The sequence below is a fragment of the Corynebacterium nasorum genome, from assembly GCF_032821635.1.
Classification (GTDB): Bacteria; Actinomycetota; Actinomycetes; order Mycobacteriales; family Mycobacteriaceae; genus Corynebacterium; species Corynebacterium kefirresidentii.
Genome location: NZ_JAVBIE010000001.1, coordinates 36,610 through 57,746, shown reverse-complemented (window position 1 = coordinate 57,746; position 21,137 = coordinate 36,610). Strand labels below are relative to the sequence as shown.

Annotated in this window: 21 protein-coding genes; 5 read left to right on the top strand and 16 right to left on the bottom strand. The window is 60.8% G+C overall.

Going from position 1 to position 21,137, the window contains the following annotated elements; all coding sequences use genetic code 11:
- The first annotated feature begins 58 nt into the window (after window positions 1-58).
- Entirely contained in the window at window positions 59-1,048 is a 990-nt protein-coding gene (locus RAE07_RS00275) for an HNH endonuclease signature motif containing protein (protein WP_317001067.1), read from the top strand.
- Between the two features lie 79 nt (window positions 1,049-1,127).
- On the opposite strand, the gene efeB is transcribed toward RAE07_RS00275, so the two are convergent.
- From efeB to lepA, 4 genes are all read right to left on the bottom strand, one after another.
- Window positions 1,128-2,408 (bottom strand): iron uptake transporter deferrochelatase/peroxidase subunit, encoded by a 1,281-nt coding sequence (efeB, locus tag RAE07_RS00270; RefSeq protein ID WP_200288748.1) that lies wholly within the window; start codon window positions 2,406-2,408, stop codon window positions 1,128-1,130.
- Window positions 2,408-3,571, bottom strand: a complete 1,164-nt coding sequence (locus RAE07_RS00265) for an EfeM/EfeO family lipoprotein (protein ID WP_317001066.1) — start codon at window positions 3,569-3,571, stop codon at window positions 2,408-2,410. Before RAE07_RS00265 ends, efeB begins: the two co-directional genes overlap by 1 nt.
- A 3-nt stretch (window positions 3,572-3,574) precedes the next feature.
- A complete protein-coding gene (locus RAE07_RS00260) occupies window positions 3,575-5,539 on the bottom strand; it encodes a phospholipase C (protein WP_317001065.1) in 1,965 nt (654 codons plus the stop codon).
- 259 nt (window positions 5,540-5,798) lie between these two features.
- On the bottom strand, window positions 5,799-7,649 hold the full coding sequence (lepA, locus tag RAE07_RS00255) for a translation elongation factor 4 (protein ID WP_023020960.1): 1,851 nt from the start codon (window positions 7,647-7,649) through the stop codon (window positions 5,799-5,801).
- A gap of 18 nt (window positions 7,650-7,667) precedes the next feature.
- On the opposite strand from lepA, the gene RAE07_RS00250 reads away from it, so the two are divergent.
- Window positions 7,668-8,204, top strand: coding sequence for a type II toxin-antitoxin system PemK/MazF family toxin (locus RAE07_RS00250; RefSeq protein ID WP_023031165.1), 537 nt, complete (start codon window positions 7,668-7,670; stop codon window positions 8,202-8,204).
- Between the two features lie 228 nt (window positions 8,205-8,432).
- Entirely contained in the window at window positions 8,433-8,696 is a 264-nt protein-coding gene (gene rpsT, locus RAE07_RS00245) for a 30S ribosomal protein S20 (RefSeq protein WP_023020958.1), read from the top strand.
- An 84-nt stretch (window positions 8,697-8,780) separates the two neighbouring features.
- On the opposite strand, the gene RAE07_RS00240 is transcribed toward rpsT, so the two are convergent.
- The gene (locus tag RAE07_RS00240) at window positions 8,781-9,359 is read right to left on the bottom strand and encodes a TetR/AcrR family transcriptional regulator (protein WP_023020957.1); all 579 of its coding nucleotides are present in this window, start codon (window positions 9,357-9,359) and stop codon (window positions 8,781-8,783) included.
- Between the two features lie 331 nt (window positions 9,360-9,690).
- Between RAE07_RS00240 and RAE07_RS00235 the strand changes: the two genes are divergently transcribed.
- Complete coding sequence (locus RAE07_RS00235) at window positions 9,691-10,533, top strand: DNA adenine methylase (protein WP_317001064.1); 843 nt, start codon at window positions 9,691-9,693, stop codon at window positions 10,531-10,533.
- Complete coding sequence (locus tag RAE07_RS00230; RefSeq protein ID WP_317001063.1) at window positions 10,526-11,878, top strand: type II restriction enzyme; 1,353 nt, start codon at window positions 10,526-10,528, stop codon at window positions 11,876-11,878. The genes RAE07_RS00235 and RAE07_RS00230 overlap by 8 nt, the downstream gene beginning before the upstream one ends.
- Here RAE07_RS00230 and RAE07_RS00225 read toward each other — a convergent pair.
- The 11 genes from RAE07_RS00225 to RAE07_RS00175 form a co-directional block, all read right to left on the bottom strand.
- The gene (locus RAE07_RS00225; protein WP_023020954.1) at window positions 11,875-12,522 is read right to left on the bottom strand and encodes a LysE family translocator; all 648 of its coding nucleotides are present in this window, start codon (window positions 12,520-12,522) and stop codon (window positions 11,875-11,877) included. The two genes, RAE07_RS00230 and RAE07_RS00225, sit on opposite strands and share 4 nt — an antisense overlap.
- Window positions 12,519-12,908, bottom strand: a complete 390-nt coding sequence (locus RAE07_RS00220) for an ankyrin repeat domain-containing protein (RefSeq protein ID WP_023020953.1) — start codon at window positions 12,906-12,908, stop codon at window positions 12,519-12,521. The genes RAE07_RS00225 and RAE07_RS00220 overlap by 4 nt, the downstream gene beginning before the upstream one ends.
- A gap of 10 nt (window positions 12,909-12,918) precedes the next feature.
- Entirely contained in the window at window positions 12,919-13,896 is a 978-nt protein-coding gene (gene holA / locus RAE07_RS00215; protein ID WP_317001062.1) for a DNA polymerase III subunit delta, read from the bottom strand.
- A gap of 1 nt (window position 13,897) precedes the next feature.
- Entirely contained in the window at window positions 13,898-15,310 is a 1,413-nt protein-coding gene (locus tag RAE07_RS00210; protein WP_317001061.1) for a ComEC/Rec2 family competence protein, read from the bottom strand.
- Between the two features lie 18 nt (window positions 15,311-15,328).
- Window positions 15,329-16,015 carry a ComEA family DNA-binding protein gene (locus RAE07_RS00205; RefSeq protein ID WP_200288744.1) on the bottom strand — a complete coding sequence of 229 codons (687 nt, stop codon included), beginning with the start codon at window positions 16,013-16,015 and terminating at the stop codon, window positions 15,329-15,331.
- 99 nt (window positions 16,016-16,114) lie between these two features.
- Window positions 16,115-16,990, bottom strand: a complete 876-nt coding sequence (locus tag RAE07_RS00200) for a DegV family protein (protein ID WP_023020949.1) — start codon at window positions 16,988-16,990, stop codon at window positions 16,115-16,117.
- Window positions 16,990-17,688, bottom strand: a complete 699-nt coding sequence (locus RAE07_RS00195) for a histidine phosphatase family protein (protein ID WP_200288743.1) — start codon at window positions 17,686-17,688, stop codon at window positions 16,990-16,992. The genes RAE07_RS00200 and RAE07_RS00195 overlap by 1 nt, the downstream gene beginning before the upstream one ends.
- Before the next feature lie 6 nt (window positions 17,689-17,694).
- Window positions 17,695-18,138, bottom strand: a complete 444-nt coding sequence (gene rsfS, locus RAE07_RS00190) for a ribosome silencing factor (RefSeq protein WP_179387589.1) — start codon at window positions 18,136-18,138, stop codon at window positions 17,695-17,697.
- Window positions 18,139-18,284: 146 nt separating this feature from the next.
- The gene (gene nadD, locus RAE07_RS00185; protein WP_023020946.1) at window positions 18,285-18,902 is read right to left on the bottom strand and encodes a nicotinate-nucleotide adenylyltransferase; all 618 of its coding nucleotides are present in this window, start codon (window positions 18,900-18,902) and stop codon (window positions 18,285-18,287) included.
- A complete protein-coding gene (locus tag RAE07_RS00180; protein ID WP_317001060.1) occupies window positions 18,899-19,855 on the bottom strand; it encodes a cutinase family protein in 957 nt (318 codons plus the stop codon). The genes nadD and RAE07_RS00180 overlap by 4 nt, the downstream gene beginning before the upstream one ends.
- 11 nt (window positions 19,856-19,866) lie before the next feature.
- Complete coding sequence (locus tag RAE07_RS00175; RefSeq protein ID WP_317001059.1) at window positions 19,867-21,135, bottom strand: glutamate-5-semialdehyde dehydrogenase; 1,269 nt, start codon at window positions 21,133-21,135, stop codon at window positions 19,867-19,869.
- Between the last annotated feature and the right edge of the window lie 2 nt (window positions 21,136-21,137).

Here is a 21,137-nt window from a genome sequence, read left to right as displayed (position 1 = left end):
CCACAGGCTCACGCGGGGGCGCTGCTGCGGCCTTGCGGGGTGTCTTATGCTCACGGGCATGACCCGCTTGCAGGACTACGCCCGCCAACTTGCCTCGCCGATGGAGCTTCTCGGCGAGGTCTCCGGCGTGCGCGAGGCGGATCTGCGTCGGCTGGGCCTGCCCCGGCAGGAAGCTCGTAGCCTGCTTGCGCTTGCCGACGTCTACTTTGGCCCCACCTCCTTCACCCGCCGGCAGCGCTCGTGCCGGGCGACTAAGCATTGCTTAGCGACGTTGAAGATCATCGAAAAGTACGTCTCCCGCACGAAATCCAAGCGGGACGCGTGGGCGCTGCGCGCTGAATTGTGCGCGACAGACCGGGATGTGGAGCATCTTGCCCGCACGCGGTTGAAGGAGATGTATCCGCCGCGGCAGCCGGAGAAGGGGGTGCGGATGACGCGGCGCAAGGGCGGGCCGTCGACGCTTTCGATTACCGGTGATTCCGATTTCATCGCTGACCTGCACGCCAGCATCAGCGAAGAGAAACCCTTGGATTCCGTGGAGAATATTTTCTTCCGCGGCGGGGCCACGGCTCGCCCTGCCGCGATGACGAATATCATCATCCAGCTCGATGAATTAGATGAAATCCTCGACGGTGGAGGCGAGGAAATTACGCTGCGGTTGACCAATGGGGCCGAAATTAGCGGTGCCAAACTGGTGGAAAAGCGCCTTGCCGACTGCGGACTTGTCACGCTCGTCCATCCCTATGAGGGACCGGTGAACCTGTATCGCACCTCGCGGCATGCCTCGGACAAGCAGCGGCTGATGGCGAGCGCGGAAAACCCCACGTGCCCGTGGGCCGAGTGCAATTATCCGGCAGATAAGTGCCAGATTCATCATCTGCGGGCGTGGAAACACGGCGGCGAGACCAATATGGCGAATCTCAGTGTGGCGTGTCCGTACCACAACGGCGTCAATGACGATGACCCGAACGCCCCGCCGGTGCGCGGCCGGTTAGCGCGGCGGCGGGGCCGAATAGTCTGGGTCCCGCCGTGGGCCAATTCAAGCTGAAGACCCTGCCCTCATTTTTTGGGCGGACGCTTCCCAGATCACACGGCTTTCCCGCACAGTGCGAGTCGGTGAAGCATTTCTAGGCTTGGAGGAGGGAGCGGCCGAAAAAGTCGGAGTCATCAGCGACGCCGGGCAAAGCATAAAAATAGCCACCACCATAGGGTCGGATATAGTCCGCTAGGGGTTCACCTTCGAGGCGCTTTTGCACCGTAATGAACTGACGCTCCAAGTCCTGCTGGAAGCAGATAAAGACGAGACCGACATCGAGGGTGCCGTTATCGCGCACGCCATTGTCGTAGTTATAGGCGCGGCGCAGCATGAGCTGGTCCGCGGTTTCTGGCGTGCGCGGATTCGCCAAACGAATATGCGCGTCGGTGGGGATGACATCACCGGTGGCATCGTCGAGGTAGTTGGGCTCGGCATATTCGTCGCCACCGGAAAGCGGGCCACCGGTTGCACGGTCGCGGCCGAAGATTTGCTCCTGCTCAGCAATGGAGATGCGATCCCAGAATTCCGTATACATAGCGATGAGGCGAACCACCATATAGCTGCCGCCGGCGGCCCAGTCCGGCTCGTCCGTACCGGCCCAAACCAGCTTGTCCTGATCCTTTTCGGCTGGATTGACGATGCCGTCTTTAAACCCAAGGTGGTTGCGCTGGGTGCCAGACGGCCGCGGTTCATTCATATAACCGTTTTGGCGCCAACGCACGGCCACATCTCCACGGGTGTGCCGCAAGATATCGCGCAGCGCGTGAATGACGGTGTCGTGCTGGTCGGCGCAAATCTGCAGGGCGAGGTCGCCGTGGCATAGCTCCTCCTCCAACGTGTCATCGGCGAAAGCCTGCATGGAACTTAAGTGGACGGGTTTGTGGGGTTTAAGACCGAAGCGGTCGTCGAAAAGCGAATTGCCCACTGCGAGGGTAATGGACAAACTATCGGTGGGAAGCTGCGGTCCTAGCTCCCCGGAATCGCCGGCGGGATAGCCAATGCCATCGGCCGCAGTAGCGCCGCCGGAGGTAAGAATGCGGGCGCGCTCAGTCACGGTGCGAAGCAACTTCTCTAAGCGCGATTTCTCGGTGAACTGTACATCGAGGGCGACGACCTCGGAATACTTTTGGGCTGGGGTCACGATCCCCTGCTGGTGCTCGCCGTGGAAAGGAAGTTCGAGCGGAGCGTCCGCCTCGGTGCGCGGCGATGGAGAAGCATGGTCAGCAGCGCCTTCGCTTCGCTTAGAGGAACCAAAGGAAGAGCCCGCGAGGCTGGACTGCGCATTGGCAGCTGCTGCCGGGCCAGAAAGCGCGGCGGTGGCCGCGAGCCCAGAGAGGAACGAGCGGCGGGAAAAATTAAACGGGCAGGGCACTAATCCATCCTTCTGACTACGGTCATCGTGGCGACAGGGGCAAGCAGTTCATTGGCACGCGCGACGGCGGACTGCACACGCATCCGGTCCTTCTGGGACCACTTATCAAAAGCGGTGTCATATTTTTTATCGAACTCTGCGGCGAGCTTGTCAAGCTCATCCAGCTGCTCATAGATGGGCGAGGTATCGAGCCCACGGCCCTCGACAAGGGAGCGGACGGCATCCAGCGTCAGCCGGGTTGAAATAACATCGCCCCGCAACGCGGTGGGCAGGGCATGGGCGCCGAAATCGCGTTCGCCGCGCATGTCGAAGCGCTCGAATTCCTCCATTACTTCATGGGTGCGCAGGCCGTAGTCGGGGGCGGGAATGGCGAAATGGGAGGTATCGAGGGCGCGGGCGGTTTTATCGACGGCGTCGGCAAGCGCGCGGGCAGGCTTCGCCGCATCCTTGACGGGGTGCTTGGACCACAGCAGCTTTTCGACGTCCATGTATCCCTCCAAGCCGGGCCCCGGCCACATCTCGCTGGAATCGTCGAAGGATCGGTAGGTCTCGAGGTAGTCAAGGTAGGCCGCTTGGGCAGCGCGGCGATCTTTCGAGGTGGCTTTAGCAAGAGCGTGGGCTTTCTTCTGTAGCTCGGGCACACGCTTTTTCTGCCTGTCCGCTTGCTGAATGGCCACGGCCGCGACCTCACGGTCAGTAATGGGGACCATCTTGGGAGCATCGGTGATGGTGGAACCGGTGACCGCAAAATCATCAGATTTCACGGCCGAATCATTGTGGAAAACGCAGGTGAGGTGGTATGTGCCGTCCTGCAGTTTCGGGGCCCAGGCGCGCTTGGCTGGGGTGCCCACGCGCTCGAGGACCTGGTAGGCGTTGCCCGCATCATCTGCCACGTAGACGGTGAGCGCAAGCCCTGAGGTGTTATAGACCTTCCACGATGCCTGCCCCCGTACCTTCTCCGGCGTAGGACATGAATACACGTCGCGCACATTCAGCTGTGGTTCTTTCGGCTTCGCGCTTGTGCTTGTCGACGCCGCCGGCCGCGAGTCTCGCGAGCTAGACGAGCTAGAACCGAGAGAGCTCAAAGAGCTTTGGGCGACGGCAGTAGGAGCTATGGCCGCGATGGCAAGCACCGCGGCGGTGGCAAAATGGAAGGTTTTCATTGATTAAAACGGGAGGTTGGGCAATGGCGGGAGCTTAAAATCTTGCAGCTTCTTCAGGTCTAGGCCGGGGTGGCCATTCATGTACCAAGCGACAACCCCTGCGCCGACGCCCAGAGCCGTAAGGATAGCCGCAATGATACCGCCCTTAGAAGAACCAGCGGAAGAACTGGAGCTCGAATCATCGGGCTTATTCGCACCTGGCTGTGGCTTCGCATCTTGGGGCAGCTTGGTGATGTTGGGAACGCCCTGTTCGGTGACCTTGGGGTCGTCCATACCCTCGACGACGTCCTTGAGGTTGGTGCCGGCGCGGGAGGAATTATCCACCTTTTCAATGGAGGCGTAGTCCTTGGCCACGGTACCGTCGGTCTCGTTCAAGAAAAGCTTCGGGGCCTTGTGGGCGGCGTTGAAGTCAAACATGTTGTTGAGCTCGCCGGCGCGCTCGTCAAAGGCAATGCCCCCTAGACGGCCGAGTCCCCAATTGTCCTGAATGAACTTGGTGACGGAAGTCTGCTCGGTGTAAGTGGAGTCGATGTGGTTAGTCTTCGCGTATGGGGAGATAACCAGCAAAGGCTGGCGGGTACCCGGCCCGCACTGGCCGTCCTTTCCGCCGGCAACGCCTACTTTTGCTGCGGCGGCGGTGCAGATTTCTTTGTCCTGGTGCGGGTCATTGGAACCATTGCGGATTTCTGGGGCCTTGTGGTCGTACCAGCCATCGGAGTCATCGTAGGCGATAACGACCGCGGTGGAATCCCACTCTGGGGAATTTTGCAGCTCATTGATGTAATGGGTGATGAAGGCCTGCTCGTCTAGCGGGTTGGAGTAACCGGCGTGTCCGTCTTGGTAGTTGGCAGCCTTCAGGAAGGACACGGCCGGCAGGTTGCCCTGCTCCAGAGCGGTATCGAAGTCCTGCAGATCGTACTGGTGATTGGCGCGGTCAGTCTTGCCGATCATGTCATCGCTCGACGGCGCCAAGTGGTGCGGATTCGCGGTGGAAGCGTAGTACTGGAACGGCTGGTGGTGCGGGTTATAGTCCGTCTTGTTCTGGCCGGTCAGCGTGGTGTGGGAGGCGCCGCAGCGTGCGCGAGCGTCGTCTGTAGCTTCCTCGGTTGGCCGGAAGCCGCCTTGGAACCAGCCCCAAGTGACGTCCTTGTCATTGAGCTGGTCACCGATGTTCTTGGAGTGCATCGCGGTGACCTGGTTGGTGCCGGCGGAAGAGTTATTCGAGCAGTCGTCGTAAAGCGGATCTGGGTCGCCGACAACAGTGGCGGTCTTGCCATCTTCGGATACCCCAGCGAGGGCGTGGTTCTTGCCAGGTTCGATCTTCTTCTGCTCGCCCGTGGCTGGGTCATGCATGGTCCCGCCGGCCACGGTTCCGGAAATCAGATTCAGCGCGCCTGGGGTGGATGGGCCGAAGATAGTGGAGTAACTATTGTCGTTCATCGCAAAGTTTTGCGCGTAGTTCCACATTCCGGTGACGGTATTGCCGTCGTAATAGCCCATAGTCATGCCTGGAACGGCATAATAGCCGTTGGAAGACTTATCGATGTCGGTGGATACAGTCTCCGGGAACTTGTCCATCTTGCCGCCGTTGTATGCGGCCTGCTCATCGCCGTAGTGGTGATTCTGGTCCGTAGTTACTGCATGGTCTGGCCCGATGCGGAAAGGCTTGACGGAGTTGGGGTTCTTGTTCCCCATTACGCCATCATTTTCGAGGTTTTTCGCCTTGGGGGTGTCTTTCTTGGCGGTAAATTTTGGGGCGTCCTTGTCGCTGCCCTGCAGCTTTTCGCCGTCCTTATTCAGGGCGTTTGGGTAGGTGCCAAAGTAGTGGTCGAAGGAAATATTCTCCGAGTAAATGACAACGACGTGTTCAATTGGGGTCGTGGTGGCTGCCTGGGCAACGCCGGGGACAAGGGACGTAGTGGCGGCTGCGGCGGCGCAAAGGGCCACAGCGCGAGAGCGAAGCTTCATTAAAAATCCAACCTTGGTCAAGAATTTGCGGGGCAGGTCGAAAGTGGCTGTGGCTCACCAGGCGAGTCATCGGTCGCTTTCGAATCGAAATTTAACGCCGCCAAAACACCGACTGCAACTAGATTAAAAGGGCGTCCCCGGCCGTGGGGACGCCCTATAGAAGCAGCTCACTTTGAACTTTTGCCGGCCGCACCCCGGGAGCCGTTAACGAAATGTTAAGAATCTATTCGGCTCCACTTTGCCAATAGGGGGTACGGGGTTAATCGTCGGCGTCGGTAGACAGCGCAGCCACGAAAGCCTCTTGCGGCACCGAGACGGAGCCCAGCGTCTTCATGCGCTTCTTACCGGCCTTCTGCTTCTCCAGCAGCTTGCGCTTACGGGAGATATCGCCGCCGTAGCACTTGGCCAGCACGTCCTTGCGCATGGCCCGGATGTTCTCGCGGGCAATGATCTTCGAACCAATGGCCGCTTGCACCGGCACCTCGAACTGCTGGCGCGGGATGAGCTCTTTAAGCTTCTTGGTCATCTTATTGCCGTACCACTGGGCGGAATCGCGGTGGACGATGGCGGAGAAGGCGTCGACCGGGTCGCCGTTGAGCAGGATATCGACCTTGACCAAGTCCGCGAGCTGCTCGCCGGCCTCTTCATAGTTCAACGAGGCGTAGCCCTTGGTGCGGGACTTGAGCATATCGAAGAAGTCGAAGATGATTTCACCAAGCGGCATGGTGTAGCGCAGTTCCACGCGGTCCTCGGAAAGGTAATCCATGCCGCCCATCTGGCCGCGCTTGGACTGGCAGAGCTCCATGGTGGGGCCGACGAATTGCTCGGGCACGATGACGGTCATCTTCACCACCGGCTCGTAGACCTCGTTAAGCTTTCCTTCCGGCCAGTCCGACGGGTTGTGAACCCACTTTTCTTCGCCGTCTTCGGCCACCACGCGGTAGGTCACCGACGGCGCGGTGGAAATTAGGTCGAGACCGAACTCGCGCTCCAAGCGGTCGCGGGTAATTTCCATATGCAATAGGCCCAAGAACCCGCAGCGGAAACCAAAGCCGAGGGCGACGGAGGTTTCGGGCTCGAAGGTCAAGGAGGCGTCGTTAAGCTGCAGCTTTTCCAAAGCATCGCGCAAGTCTGGGAAATCGGCCTGGGAGATGGGGAAAAGGCCGGAATAGACCATTGGGTCCGGGTCCTTATAGCCCTTAAGCGGAGTTTCGGCGCCGCCGTTGGACCAAGTGACGGTATCGCCCACCTTGGTCTCGCGCACGTCCTTTACGCCGGTAATGAGGTAGCCCACCTCGCCGGGGCCCAAGCCTTCACACTTTTGCATCGTGGGGGACACGATGCCGATTTCGAGCAGCTCGTGGTTAGCGTTGGTCGACATCATGGTGACCTTCTGGCGCGGGGTGAGCTTGCCATCGACCATGCGGATATAGGTGACAACGCCGCGGTAGGTGTCATAGACGGAGTCAAAAATCATGGCGCGGGCCGGCGCATCCGCGTCGAACTCGGAGGACGGCGGCGGCACCAACTCGCAGACCTTGTCCAGCAGCTCGACCACACCCTCGCCGGTCTTGCCGGATACGCGCAGGACCTCTTCTGGCTCGCAGCCGATGATATTGGCGATTTCCAGCGCGTACTTTTCCGGGTCGGCGGCCGGCAGGTCGATTTTATTGAGGACCGGGATGATTTCCAGGTCGTTTTCCATCGCCAGGTACAGGTTGGCAAGGGTTTGGGCTTCGATGCCCTGGGCGGCGTCGACAAGCAAGATGGCACCCTCACACGCCTCGAGGGCGCGGGAGACCTCGTAGGTAAAGTCCACGTGGCCGGGGGTATCGATCATCTGGAGGACGATCTGCTCCCCTTCGTCCGGACCGGACTGGGGTACCCAGGGCAGGCGTACGTTCTGCGCCTTAATGGTGATACCGCGTTCGCGTTCGATGTCCATATTATCGAGGAACTGGTCACGCATATCGCGCTCCGCAACCACCTTGGATAGCTGCAGGATGCGGTCCGCCAGCGTCGACTTGCCGTGGTCGATGTGAGCAATAATGCAGAAGTTTCGGATTCGGGCGGGATCCGTAAACGTCGTGGCCGCAAAGTTTTCAGACATACGTCTACAATAGTCGACATGAAAAGCGCCATGCTCACCCGACTGCGCCAAGCGCTGGGAATCAGCGAGCGCGAGCCTATAGACACCGGCCTGACCCGCATTAATTCCCGGTTGGGGCTGGATAGGTCGGACGAGTTCCACGAGCCGCGTAAGGCCGCTGATATCCGAGTCGAGGCCACCGCCTCTCACCCCCGCTCCATATTTTTCTCCCCCGATATGGATGGCCAGGCTGATTCCGGCGAGGTGGTCTGGGTATGGGCCCCGGCCGAAGGCAAGCAGGCCCCGCCGCGTGAGCGCGCCATCCTGGTTGTCGGCCGCACGCGCACCACGGTGATGGGTTTGCTTATCTCCCCCAACCCGAAGCATGCGCTTGACGACGCCTGGCTGGAAATCGGCGCCGGCGAGTGGGACGAATCCGGGTGCGATTGCTGGGTGCGCCTCGACCGCTTGCTGGAGGTTTCCGAAGAGCAGGTGCGCCGACAAGGCACACTTTTTCCCGAACGCCGGTTCGAAAGAATCGCGAATAGGTTACGCGCGCGCTACCACTGGGCCTAACCAGTCGCACAGACGGCGACCATGCTGAGAGTTTTGGCAGGTCGGATTCGGTACTGCTATTGTATGTTGGTTACTTACTTGCCGGGCGCGTTGGTCGGGGCGGGCAGGACCTTGGGTTCGCTCTTCGAATACCAGCGCCGAGCGTGCCAGCGATTGCTGGCCGCGGGAATAGTCCGAGCAGGTCGGTTTCTATGTCAATCACTTTCGATTACTAAGAGGTATCTTTTCATGGCAAATATCAAGTCCAAGCAGAAGCGCGTTATCACCAACGAGAAGGCACGCCGCCGCAACAAGGGCGTTCGCTCCGCCGTCCGTACCGAGATCCGCAAGTTCCGCGAGGCCGTTGCCACTGGCGACAAGGCTGCAGCTGAGAAGCAGCTGCGCGTGGCATCTCGCGCCCTGGACAAGTCCGTGTCCAAGGGTGTCTTCCACCGCAACACTGCAGCCAACAAGAAGTCCGGCATGGCTTCCGCGTTCAATAAGATGGACTAAGAGCCATTGCACTGACAATCCCCCCGGTCGCACTCTACGGAGCGCACCGGGGGATTTTCTTAGCGTAGACCCGAGCAGTGAGGCTTAGGCCAGTTCGTCGTTGAAATAATCTTCGAAGATGGCGCCGGCGTTGCGGAAGGCTTCACTAAGCGACGTTCCTCCACGGGTTTCCACAAAAATCTCGAAGGCGGTCAGAAACTGGGTGTGGATGATGTTGACGGTCGGCGTGAGGCGCGGATCGGAGGATTTCCAACCCTCACGGGCCTGCACGGCTTGGCGGAGGCGCTCAATAGTGCGGCTATTGCGCTGGTAATACAGGGCACGCAGCTTCGTATCCTTAGCTAGTGCCTTGGCCGTCAGCTGGGAAATTTCGGGGAAGAACTCATCACCCACGGCGCGGTCAAATACGGCTTTGGCCACGATTTCAGAATCTTCGCGCAGGCTTCCGGTGGGCAGTCCGGCGGCGAAATTCTGAAATTGGTGCTCTAGTTCCTCCGAAAATTCGGGACCTAAAACTGCCGATTCTTTGTCTTTTATGTAATTAAAAAGGGTACGGCGGGAAACGCCTACCTTTTGGGCGAGTTCCTCCATAGTAAACCCGCCGTATCCGGCTTCGATGACGAGGTTGAGCGCAGCGACTCGGATTTGTGATATACGCGGCATAAATGCCCCTTTCTGTCCCGACGCTCTAAGGGCCTTACTTTCGTTTTCTAAACCCTTAAATCTTTAGGTGAAAATGGTATTTCCCTACAAACTAAGGCGTTTGGGGTGATTTTATTACCTAATATTCGACTATGGAAACAGCCGTGCGCACGGGAAGAATTTACTACCGGCATGGCCGTACGTTTAGGCCCGTCATAGAACTATTTAACAAAGCTGTGATGTTAGACAACCAAAGTACCTGTACGGCCAGCCCTCCGCTCCAGTTATCCGCCCGCACGTTCGAAAGCCCAATGGTGCTCGTGTCGGGTAGGGCCGCTAAGATGAGTCAACGATGAAAAACGTTAAGCCACTGGTGAAATGGGCGGGCGGAAAGCGCCAGCTCTTGCCACATATCCACGCCGCCCTACCGGCGGATGTCCCGCGGCGGTTTTATGAGCCCTTCATCGGTGGCGGCGCGGTGCTTTTCTCGCTCCAACCAGCAAGCGCACGGGTCAATGATCTCAATGCTGAGCTCATCAACCTATATGAGGTGGTACGCGGCGGCGTCGACGAGCTCATTGCAGAACTCGTGAGCTATCCCAATGAGGCGGAGTTCTTCTATGCGCTGCGCGCAGTGGACAGGGATGCGAAGCGGTTTGCCGCCCTCTCCCCCATCGAGCGTGCTGCACGAACGCTGTATCTCAACCGCACCTGCTATAACGGTCTGTATCGCGTGAATACGGCAGGTCAATTTAATGCGCCGTTCGGGCGCTATAAGAATCCCACCATTTGCGATGAAGACACGCTGCGTGCGGTGCACCGCTATTTTGCGGAAAATGAGGTGATCTTTTCCCAAGGCGATTTCGCCGCAGCGGTGGCAGAAGCAGGCGAAGGCGATTTTGTCTATTTCGACCCGCCCTATGACCCAGTCAATGTGACGAGCTCGTTTACCGGCTATCAAAAGGGCGGCTTTGACCGCGCGGAGCAAGAACGGCTCAAAGAGGTCTGCGATGAGTTGGACGAACGCGGGGCAAAGTTTCTGCTGTCGAATTCGGCCACCGAGTTCATCCGAGAGCTCTATGCGGATTATGAGGTAGGCATCGTGGGGGCAATGCGGGCGATCAATTCCGTCGCTTCGAAGCGCGGCAAGGTCGATGAGGTACTGGTGCGCAATTATGAGGTCAGCGGTGACTAGCGGGCCGAAGGCGCACGCGGGGCGGGAGCTGCAGGAGGAGCTGCGGGCACGTTTTGGCGTTCCGGAGTCGGTGAAGCTAGGCGTTAATGACTGGGGTTGGCTGCGCATCTTGGCGGCTGGCTACGGCGAAGAATTGGAACGGCGCGGGTATTTTTTCATCAGCGCGCGGGAAGTAGAGAGGATCTCTGCTCGGCAGCCACGGTTGATGGCCAAGCATGATTTTTCCACCTCGCGGCCTTGGATCTTTCAGCGCCTGCAGCTCGGCATCGTGCCGGTAAGCCGCAGCGAATACTTGGTGGGTCGGTTCAACCTCTACGAGAAGTTTCCGCAGGCACAGCGCGGGGAGGTACGTACGCTGCAGCTGCCAGCGGGTCTAGATACCCTCTCGTTGGAGGGGGTGAGCTCGGAGGCGGTGGCGTTAAATGGGGCGTCGGCAAGCGGGATGCTAGAAGATTTTCTGGCCTGCGGGCCTTTGCAAGCTACGGTGGCAGGCCGCATGTCCACGCGCGAGATGCAGGTGCGGCTACCGGACCTGGGCGTGGAGGTGGCGGTGGACCGCGCACAGATGGAAATCGACGGCGGTTTTGAATCGCTCGAGCATCTAGTGCTGGTGGAGGCGAAAAATCACCTTTCGGATGATTTCAATATCCGGCAGCTCTATTTTCCCTACCGGCGCTTCCAACAGCGCCTTGCCAAGGAAGTGGTGCCGGTCTACCTGGTGTATTCCAATGGCATTTTCCATTTATACCGCTATGAATTTAGGGATCCGGCCGATTTTCGCAGCATTGCGCTGGTCGATAGCGCCCGCTACGCACTGTCGGCCTCGCACCTGGATGCGCAGGCGGCGCTGAATATCGTTCGGGCGGTGGAGCCTGAGGCCGAGCCGGAGGTGCCCTTTCCGCAGGCCAATAACTTTGAGCGGGTGGTCAACCTCTTGGAGCTCATGACGCTGCAGCCGCTGAGTAAGGCAGAGATTACTCAGCGCTATGATTTCGATCCGCGGCAGGCGGACTATTATGCCAACGCCGCGCGCTACCTGGGGTTGGCGGTGCCGGTGGATGAGGCCTGGGAGCCCACCGAGCGCGGGAGGAGAATTATCGAGCAGCCGCAGCGCGATGCCCGAAATGCGGCGCTTATACGGACGTTGGCGGCGCGGCGGGTATTTCGCGAGGTGCTCGAACTCAGCTTGGCTCGCGGCGCGGTCGCCAGCACCGCGGAAATTATTGCGGCGATGGATGACCTGGGCCTGAGCTTAGCGACGTCCCGGCGGCGCGCCTCCACCGTCGCCCGCTGGACCCAGTGGGTGCTCGACACGGTGGCGGAGGGAATGCCGCGGCTGTTTTAGTGCAGGAGGTTCTGCGCGCCGGAGACAATAAGGACGATGCCGGCGATAATGAAAAACAGGCCCGAGCCGATATCGATCCACGGACCAGCGGCGATGAGCTTGCGGCGCACGGCGTTGGTAGAAATTACTGTGGCAACGACGAGGAAAAAGAGGAAGGCCGAAAGCGATAAGGACAGCGTCAACCCGATGGCCAACCAGATGGGAGGGCTGGCGGGAAGCAGCGGGGCGATCATCGCGGCGAGGAAAAGCACGATTTTCGGGTTGGACATATTCGTGGCTAATCCGACCTTGAAGGCAGAGCGTAGGCGCCCGAGTTGCGCGGCGGCGTCTTCCAGATCCACCGGCGGGTTGGCGCGCTGGGCGATGCCGCTGCGCAAGGCGCGCGAACCCATAAACACCAGGAAGCAGCCGCCAACGGCCTGAACCGCTCCCAAAATTTCCGGAAAAGCCGTCAGCAGCGCTGCGGCGCCGAAAACGGTGGCGGTGCACCAAAAGAGCACGCCGATTTGGATGCCGGCGGCTGCGGCTATGGCGTGGCGCCGCGAGCGGGTGGCGTAGCGGGTCACCAAAATAATGTCGGGTCCGGGCGAAGCGACGCCCACCAGATTCATCAACAAGAGGGTGAAAAAGGACGTCCAGGTCACTCCCCTGCCTCGCTTTCTAGGCGCGGGATAAGGTCCTCGCGGCCAAATATGCGGGCAGACTCCAGCGCGGAGGGATGGCCGGCGGCAGGGTCGGCGTGGGCGGCCAAGAGGGCGTCGATGACCGCATCTTCCTTTTTGAAAATGGCACCGGCCAGGGGTGATTGACCGCGGTCATTGAGCAGATTAACGTCCGCGCCGACGCGAGCAAGTGCGGTAACCAGCTCGGCGTGGCCGTGATAGGCCGCGAGCATGAGGAAGGACTGGCCGTCCTGGTTCACGAGGTCAATATTTACGCCGTGGTCGATATAGGCCAGGAGGTCCAAGCTGCCCTCGCGTGCCATGTCAAAGAGCCGACCGGCGAATTCCTGCACTTGCGTCTCAGACATAGCTTCTAGCTTATCGCGCCAGTTCCGCGACTCGTTTGAGGGCCGCCTCTATGGCGAATTCGGGCTCACCGCCTTGGCCTTTGACGGCGGCATCGAGTTCCGAGACGAGGATGACGGCCTTGGTGACATTATCGGCGGACCAGCGGCGAGCCACCGGCTGGGTCATCTTGACCACGTAGGGCGCTAGGCCGGTTTGGCTAGCTAAAGAATACTGGTCCCCGCGGGCGGAATACAGGCGGGCTACGGCTCCGACCTTATTGGCTAGCGCTGCGGCAATCGCCACGGGGCTGGCGCCAAGCTGCAGGGCGCGGCGGCAGGTGGACACGGCGGCTTCGACGCGGCCGGCAACGGCGGCATCGGCAATATCCCAATTGGCAACCTCGGCCACGCCGACGTAGTAGTTCTGCACGGCCTCGCGGGTGACGTTGCCGCCGGTATCGGACACCAACTGGGAGATGGCAGAGGCCAGCTCGCGTAGGTCAGAGCCCACGCCTTCGAGCACGGCATGGATGACGTCCGGGGTCGGGCGCACACCGTGGGAGGAGAATTCGCGGGTGGCCCACTGCCCCAGCTCATTGGGATAGAGCGAGAAGACTTCGTGAACCTCGGCAATCTTGCGCAGCTTGGCCACCAGTTCAGGTTGCTTCTTCTTTTTCTTTAGGGTCTTGGCCGTCACGGAGTAAATGATGACCATGGTCATGCCCGGCGCGGGGTTCGCGCAGGCACGCAGGATGATATCGACTACTTCCTTGCCGGCTCGCTCGCAGTCACTGATGACGATGACGCGGCTATCTCCAAAAAGAGAGGGGCTAGTGGCCTCGAGGATTTCGCCCTCGGAGACTTCGGAAGCTTTAAGCTTGGTCAGCTCGGGGCGAGCACCGGTTGGGCCGCTCTCCTCGGCCGCGGCACGCTGAATCTGCAGGCGGGCGCGTTCGGTGAGGAATTCATCGTCGCCAAGGATGAGATGTACTGGAGGCATGCCCGCCATTCTAACCTGCCGCCACACCGAGCCAGGCGATGCCCGCTAGCGTCAGCGCCAGAGTCAGCCAGGGGCGGTGATAGAGGAGGCCGGCAATGATCCAGGCGTAGGCCAGCAGCGTAAAAAGCGGGCTAGCGGGGATGGTGACCACCGGAAGGTGGGCCACGCCGTGGGCGATGGTATTAATCCACCACGAAAAGGGTTCTATAAGGCGCAGCAAGCCCGCACCTAGCACATCGAGTGGACCGAGCTGGGCTAAGACGGCGGCGATAAGCCCCACGATGGTAATCGGCACGGTGGCGGGCTCAACCAGGATATTGGCCAACACGGAGACCACGGAGACCTCGCCGGACATGAGTGCGACTAGCGGCAGGGTAACGATATCGGCGGCAATGGCCACAGCGACCGCGCGCAGAAAAATGGCGGGCCAGCCGGTTGTGGCCAAGTGTTTATAAATGAGCGGGCTAAGCGCCACGATGCCGAGCGTCGCCGCGCAGGAAAGGGCGAAGCCAAAGTGCACGGCGAGGTCGGAATCCACGAAGAGCAAGGCGATAATGCCGAGGCTTAAGGCATGAATCGGCTCCATGCGCGTGGAATTGAGCACGGCGAGCAGGCCCACTACCCCAGCGACGGCCGCGCGCTGGACGGAGGGTTCAAAGCCCACGAGCACAACATAGGTGGCCAGGGCGCACAGGGAGGCGGCCACGCGGGCGCGTGGCCCCAGCGCGAAGGCGGCGCAGACCATGGCTGCGGCGGAGCACACGATGGCGACATTTGCACCGGAAACTGCGCTTAAGTGCGAAAGGCCGGTGATGATATACAGGTCGCGCTCTGAAGAGCTTTGCAGGCTAGTATCGCCGAGCACCATGCCAGGAATCAGGCCCTGGCTGGAAGGACCGACGGTATCTACAACCAGAGCGCGAAATGTGTCGGACACGTGGGCCGCCCAGCCGGCTAGGCCTTCGGGCTCACCGGTTACCTGCACGTCTGTGGCAGTGGCGCTGAGCTTTCCGACGCCCGCCCTATCCGACTCCCTCACCTCCACCCTGGCCGTGAGTTCGGCGCCCGCAGCGGCCGGGACCGGTTCCGAGCTAAAGACCGGCAGTTGAGTCGGGTAGCCCGGCACCTTAAGCCGCAGCAGCCAGCCGCCCGTGCTGGTCTGCGTCGGCGCGGTGGTCAGGCGGCCGGTAACCTCGGTGCCGAGGTCGAACGCAGCGGCACGGGCCTGGCGCACCGCGGCAACCAGCGCCGCGGCTGTCGCGACCATTCCGGAAAATAGCGCTTGGCCCCATTGGCGGGCGATCAGGCAGCACCCGACGACCGCCGCAATGATAAAGATTGCCCAGCCACGGCCGCCTAGCAGCACAGCAATGACAGCCAGCCAAGCGGTGGCCGCGCCGGGGACGAGCCGCAGTTCTCGCATCGCGTGCTCGTACTCAGCTTAGAGCTGGACCTGGTCTTTAAGCTGCGCTAGCTTCGCCGGTCCGATGCCGGTGACCTCGAGTAGTTCCTCGATATCTTGAAAGCCGCCATGTTCCTCGCGGTACGCCACGATAGCTTGCGCGGTGACCTCACCAACGCCCTTAAGTTCTGTAAGTTCCTCCGCGGTGGCGTTATTCAGGCTCACGCCGCCGGTACTGATGCCGTTTCCGCCGGATGGGGCTGGTTCGCCGGGTGCGGGAGGTGGGGCGGCGCCGGAGGGAAGGATGTGGAGCTGCTGGCCGTCGGAAAGCCGCTGGGCATGGTTGAGCGCGATTGTGTCTGCACCGGGAAGGGGTTGAGCGGCGTCGAGGGCATCGGCGACGCGCGCGCCGGGCTCGAGGGTCTGCAAGCCGGGCTCGGCCACCTCGCCAATGACAGAGACGATGATTTCACTGGGCTCTGCACTGGGTGCAGTGCCAGAATCACCGCTTATTGCCGCAGGCTCGGGCATGCCCGAGGATTCATCGGAGCGGGCGTTGATGCCAAGCCACGCCACCACGCCGACGACGAGAATGACCGCCACGGCGCAGGCTTGCCACGGGCTAATGCGCAGACGCGGGCGAGGATAATCGACGGCGAGGAGCTCTTCCTCACCGGTGGGTTGGGTAAATTCGCGGAGTCGTTCGCTAATCTTGGGTGCCGCCATGGCGCTGAGAATAAAGGCGTGGGCGCTAAGGCAGTAGGTACAGCGAAGGCGGGCTGTGGATAACTTGTTGGGGACGTCAACGAACCCGGCGCACTGGGCCTAGTTATCCACAGAACGGCGCGGTGGGAAGGCGCGTGGTCGACCACGCGTGTGAGGATGCGCTGGATCGGCGGGAGGCTCCGAGCTAAACACCGCAGATACGCCGATGGCGGAGGGGCCGACGTGGACGGAGAGGACGTCGTTAAGCGGGGTGCAGATAAAGGACGAGCCCTGCGGCAGGGCCGCTTCAAGCAGCGCCTCCAGCTTGGCGGCCGCGCCTTCGGCGTGGTTGTGCTGGATGGCGACGAAGACCGGCTTCCCGTTGGCGCGGGAGGCAATGAGGTCTACTAGCTTGGTAAAAGCCTTGGTCTGGGTGCGGGTTTTTCCCACCAGCTCCAGCTTGCCGCGGTTAATCGACATGATCGGCTTGGTGGCCAAAAGCGCCGTAGATAACACGGCTGTGGCCGGCGAAAGGCGGCCGGAGCGGCGCAGATCCTCCGTGGAATGCAGGTACACCCAGGTAGCCGCACGCTTGAGGGTGTCCATGGCCGCAGCGTAGCACTCCTCCAAGCCGGCTCCGCGGGAGGCGACCTTGGCTGCGGACATGGCGGCCGCACCCATCGCCATGCCGGCCGACCCGGAATCAATCACCCGCACCGTGTGCGGGAAAACGCCCGAAGCAGTCACTGCGGCGGAGTAGGTGGAAGAAAGCTCTTTGGATAGGTGTATGGCCACCACGCCATCATCCTGAGAGCGCTCCATTTCGCGGCCATAGGCGGCTGCCAGCTCCAGCGCGCTTAATCCCGAAGTAGATTGCTCCAAGCCATCCTTGCCGTGGCGTTCCATGAGGTGGAGGTCAATGACGGTGATGGATAGCTGCTCCGCCAGCTCCCGGGGCAGGCCCGCAGCGGAATCCGTAATGACGCGAACCGCCACTAGATATCCGCCCCGCCATCCCCGGTGACCTCGCCGCCCATATTCCAACCGTCGAAGTACCACTGGGCATTACCCACATTATCTGGGGTGAAGTCTAGCGAGGACAGCGGCGCTGCCGGGTTAAAGTCCGGGCGAGCAGTCAGCTGCGACCAGTGGGTATTCTTCAGCCCCGAAAGGATCCCGTACTGCGCGTGGTCAAGGCCAAGCAGGTGGCAGGTAAGCGCCGAGATGGCCCCGCCATGGGCCACGATGAGGACGGGGCCGGCGTCCCAGCCGGCAAAGTCTTCCATGAGCTCATCGATGACGGGGCGGGCACGCTCAGCCACGTCCACGCGAGACTCCCCCTCCGGCGGGGCCCAGGTGGGATCGTGGCGCCAAATGGCGCGCGCGCCTGGAAACTCCGCATCTACCTCAGCAGAGGTTCTGCCCTGCCACTGACCCAAGTGAGTTTCGCGCAGGCGGGCATCCGTGCTGAAGTCCACGCCGAGGGCTTCGGCGACGACGCGGGCGGTTTCCTTCGCACGAATGAGATCGGAGGCAACGATTTTGGACACGCCCTGATCCTGGAGCAGGCGCGCGGCAGCGCGGGCCTGCTCATAGCCCAGCTCAGACAGCTCGGTATCCAAGTGGCCTTGCATGCGGCCGGTGGCGTTATAGGTAGTTTGTCCGTGGCGGATCAGGATCAGGCGGCGACTCATATGGGTTTAAAGCTCCTCGTCCTCACCTGGGACCTTATCGGCCAGTGGGAGCTCGTCGATGGAATCTACCTCACGCGGGTTGACGCCATTGGTCCATTCGCCCGGACGCTCCGGGGCTTCGATGCCCTCAATCTCCAGTGCCGGGCAATCATGGTAAAGGCGGTCCAAGCCGTAGAACTCGCGCTGGTCATTGCGCTGGACGTGGACGACGATATTGCCATAATCCAGCAGCACCCAGCGATTTTCGCGGTTGCCTTCACGGCGCTGCGGTTCAAAACCCTGCTTGGTCATCTCATCTTCGACTTCATCCACAATGGAGCCCACCTGGCGCTCGTTATCTGCAGAAGCCAGCACGAAGACCTCAGTAATTGCGAGGACATCGGAGACATCAATAGCCGCGATATTGGTGGCTAACTTTTCTTGCGCCGCGTGTGCCGCGGTTTCTGCCATGCTGCGGGCGAGATCAGAAGTAGACAATGTGTATAAATTCCCTTTTCGCGTCTGAGTGCATTCGAAATGAACTATCTCTAGTGAGAATCTATTCTTGCACGTTTAGCAGGCCCGTGCCCAAAATCTGGGAAAGGCCGTGAAAGTTTCTACAGGGGCTTGTCCGGGTTGGGACCGTAGAGATTGTTTTTGGTGATGTACTGCACCACTCCATCCGGTACGAGGTACCACACGGGCTGGCCTTGGGCAGAGCGCTCGCGGCACGCGGTGGAGGAAATGGCCATGGCGGGGATATCGATGAGGTCAATATCCTCTTGCGCATCGGCAGGCAGCATATCAGCGCTTAATTCGTATCCGGGGCGGGTAACCCCCACGAAGTGCGCCATCTCCAGCATCTCTTCCCAGTTATGCCAGCTCATAATGGAGGCCAGAGAATCGGCGCCGGTAATGAAATAGAACTCCGCTTCTGGGAAAAGCTTACGCAGATCCCGCAGCGTATCGATGGTATAGGTAGGCCCCTCGCGGTCAATATCTACCCGCGAGACGGTAAAACGCGGATTGGATGCGGTTGCCACCATCGTCATCAAGTAGCGGTGCTCGGCCGCAGTGACCTCGCGGTGAGACTTCTGCCAAGGCTGACCTGTGGGCACAAAGATGACGCTATCGAGGGCAAAGCGATGCGCGGCCTCACTGGCGGCTACCAAGTGACCATTGTGGATGGGGTCAAAGGTGCCACCCATGATGCCAATGCGCTGTGGGCTAGTCATGGGTGGTGATTATAGTCCCCGGCCGAGGAGGGAGTAAGCAAGGTGGCGAGGGAGTCGGCAAAAGCGGCGTCGCCAAGCGAGGGCTCTACAAAATAAGAAGCATGGCGAGCCGCCTTGGTAGCCAACGCGTCGTGGGCGGAGGCGAGGTTCAGGTCGCAAACGAAGTCTCCGTCCAGGCAATAGTTAAGCCGGCGCGAGTCCGGCAATGCCGCAGGTTGTAAGAGCAAACGCTGCGGTAGCCAGCCCGCCATACCGTGGGGACGGCTGAGGGGATTGCCCAGGTAAACTGCCCCCGCGAGCTTGCCTCGTTGTGCAAGGTAGCGCTCCGCGCTGGTAGCGACAATGGCGCCTTGGGAGTAGCCAGCCGTAATATAGCGCGGCTGGCAGCCTGTTTCGCGCTCATACTTTTCCACCACGCGCGGAGCGTTGGCCATGCCGGTGCGCAAACTATGTACAAAACCAACGGTGACCGAATACGCCAGCTCGTGCAACGGATGCTCCATCACTACCCCACCGAGGCGGCGAATAAGCTGGAGCGGATTCAACTGCTCACCTTCCTGCGCCAGCGGCGGCAGGTTCATTGACGCCGGGTATGCCTGGGGGTCAAGGGCGAGGACATGGACTTTATCCATCGTGCCGGGATGGCGTTTCTCCACTAGATGAAAAAGCGCGGAGAGGTTTGCCCCTTCATAGCCATTCGACGGCGCGGCATGCGGCGAATACTGCTGCGGTCCGAAATACTCGCCGTATTCCTCATTCTGGTCGGAGCCACGAGCAGCCAAAACAACGAACTCGGGACACCCAGCAGGCTGCGGCGATGGGGCGGATTGTGCTGCTGCCTGGGGCACGACCGGGGCAGCATTCGCGGTGGCGGCGGCGGGGCCTATAGAAACGGCAAGCGCCGCCGAGGCGCTTAGGGCGACGGCGGCACGGAAGAAAGCAGATCGAATCATGGCGGGGAGAATTATGGACGGGTCTGACCTGTACCCTGCAGGATCCACTTAGAAGAGGTGAGCTCCGGCAGCGCCATTGGGCCACGGGCGTGCAGCTTCTGGGTGGAAATGCCGATTTCGGCGCCCATGCCGTAGACCTCGCCGTCGGTGAAGGCGGTAGAGGCATTGAGCATCACCGCGGCGGCATCCACCTCGTTGCCGAATTTCACTAGGACATCGGCGTCTTGCGCGGCGATGGCCTCGGTGTGGCCAGTGGTGAACTCGGTGATATGCGCGATGGCGCCATCTACGCCGTCGACCACCTTGGCGCAGATATCCATAGATAGTGACTCCTCGCGCCAGTCTTCATCGGTGGCCTGCACGGCATCCTTGACGCCGAAGGCCTCGAGCTCGGCGACGTCGCCGTGGATGGTCACGCCAGCATCCTGCAGCGCGGCGATGATGCGGAGCTTGACGGAGTCATCCAAAGCGGCGTCGATAAGCACGCACTCCGTGGAGTTGCACACGGAGGTGCGGCGGGTCTTGCCGTTGATGACCATGTCGATGGCCTTATCAATGTCTGCAGAGGCATCCACGTAGAAGTGGCAATTGCCGGTGCCGGTCTCAATGGCGGGGACGGTGGCGCCGGTAACGACGGCTTCAATAAGCTTTGCGCCACCACGCGGAATAACCAGGTCCACCAGACCACGGGCGGTAATGAGGTCCTGGACGGAATCGTGCGTCTCGCACGGCAAAAGCTGCACGGCCTCGCGCGGCAGGTCAAACTCAACGAGGGTATCCTGCAAGATTTCTACCAGCTTGGTGTTGGAGTTGCGGGCGGATTTGGAGCCACGCAATAGCGGCACATTGCCGGACTTGATGGCCAAACCGAAGGCGTCCACGGTGACGTTCGGGCGGGCCTCATAGACCATGCCCATGACACCGAGCGGCACGCGCACCTGCTTCATCTGGATTCCGCTATCCATGGTGCGCCCCTGCAGGATCTCCCCTACCGGGTCCTGCAGGCCAGCTACCTGGCGCAGGCCACCGGCAATGCCCTCCACGCGCGCGGCGTCGAGAGACAGGCGGTCAATAAGGGACTCGGACATGCCGCGCTCGCGGCCGGCGTCGATATCCTGCTTATTGGCGGCAAGAATATCTTCGGTGTGGGCAATAAGATTTTCGGCTGCGTGCTGCAAGATCTCATTCTTGCGCGGAGTGGACAGCTGCGCCACGACGGGCGCGACTTCCTTGGCAGCACGGGCTTTGGACAGAACTTCTTCGTGTTCAGTGTTGCTCATGC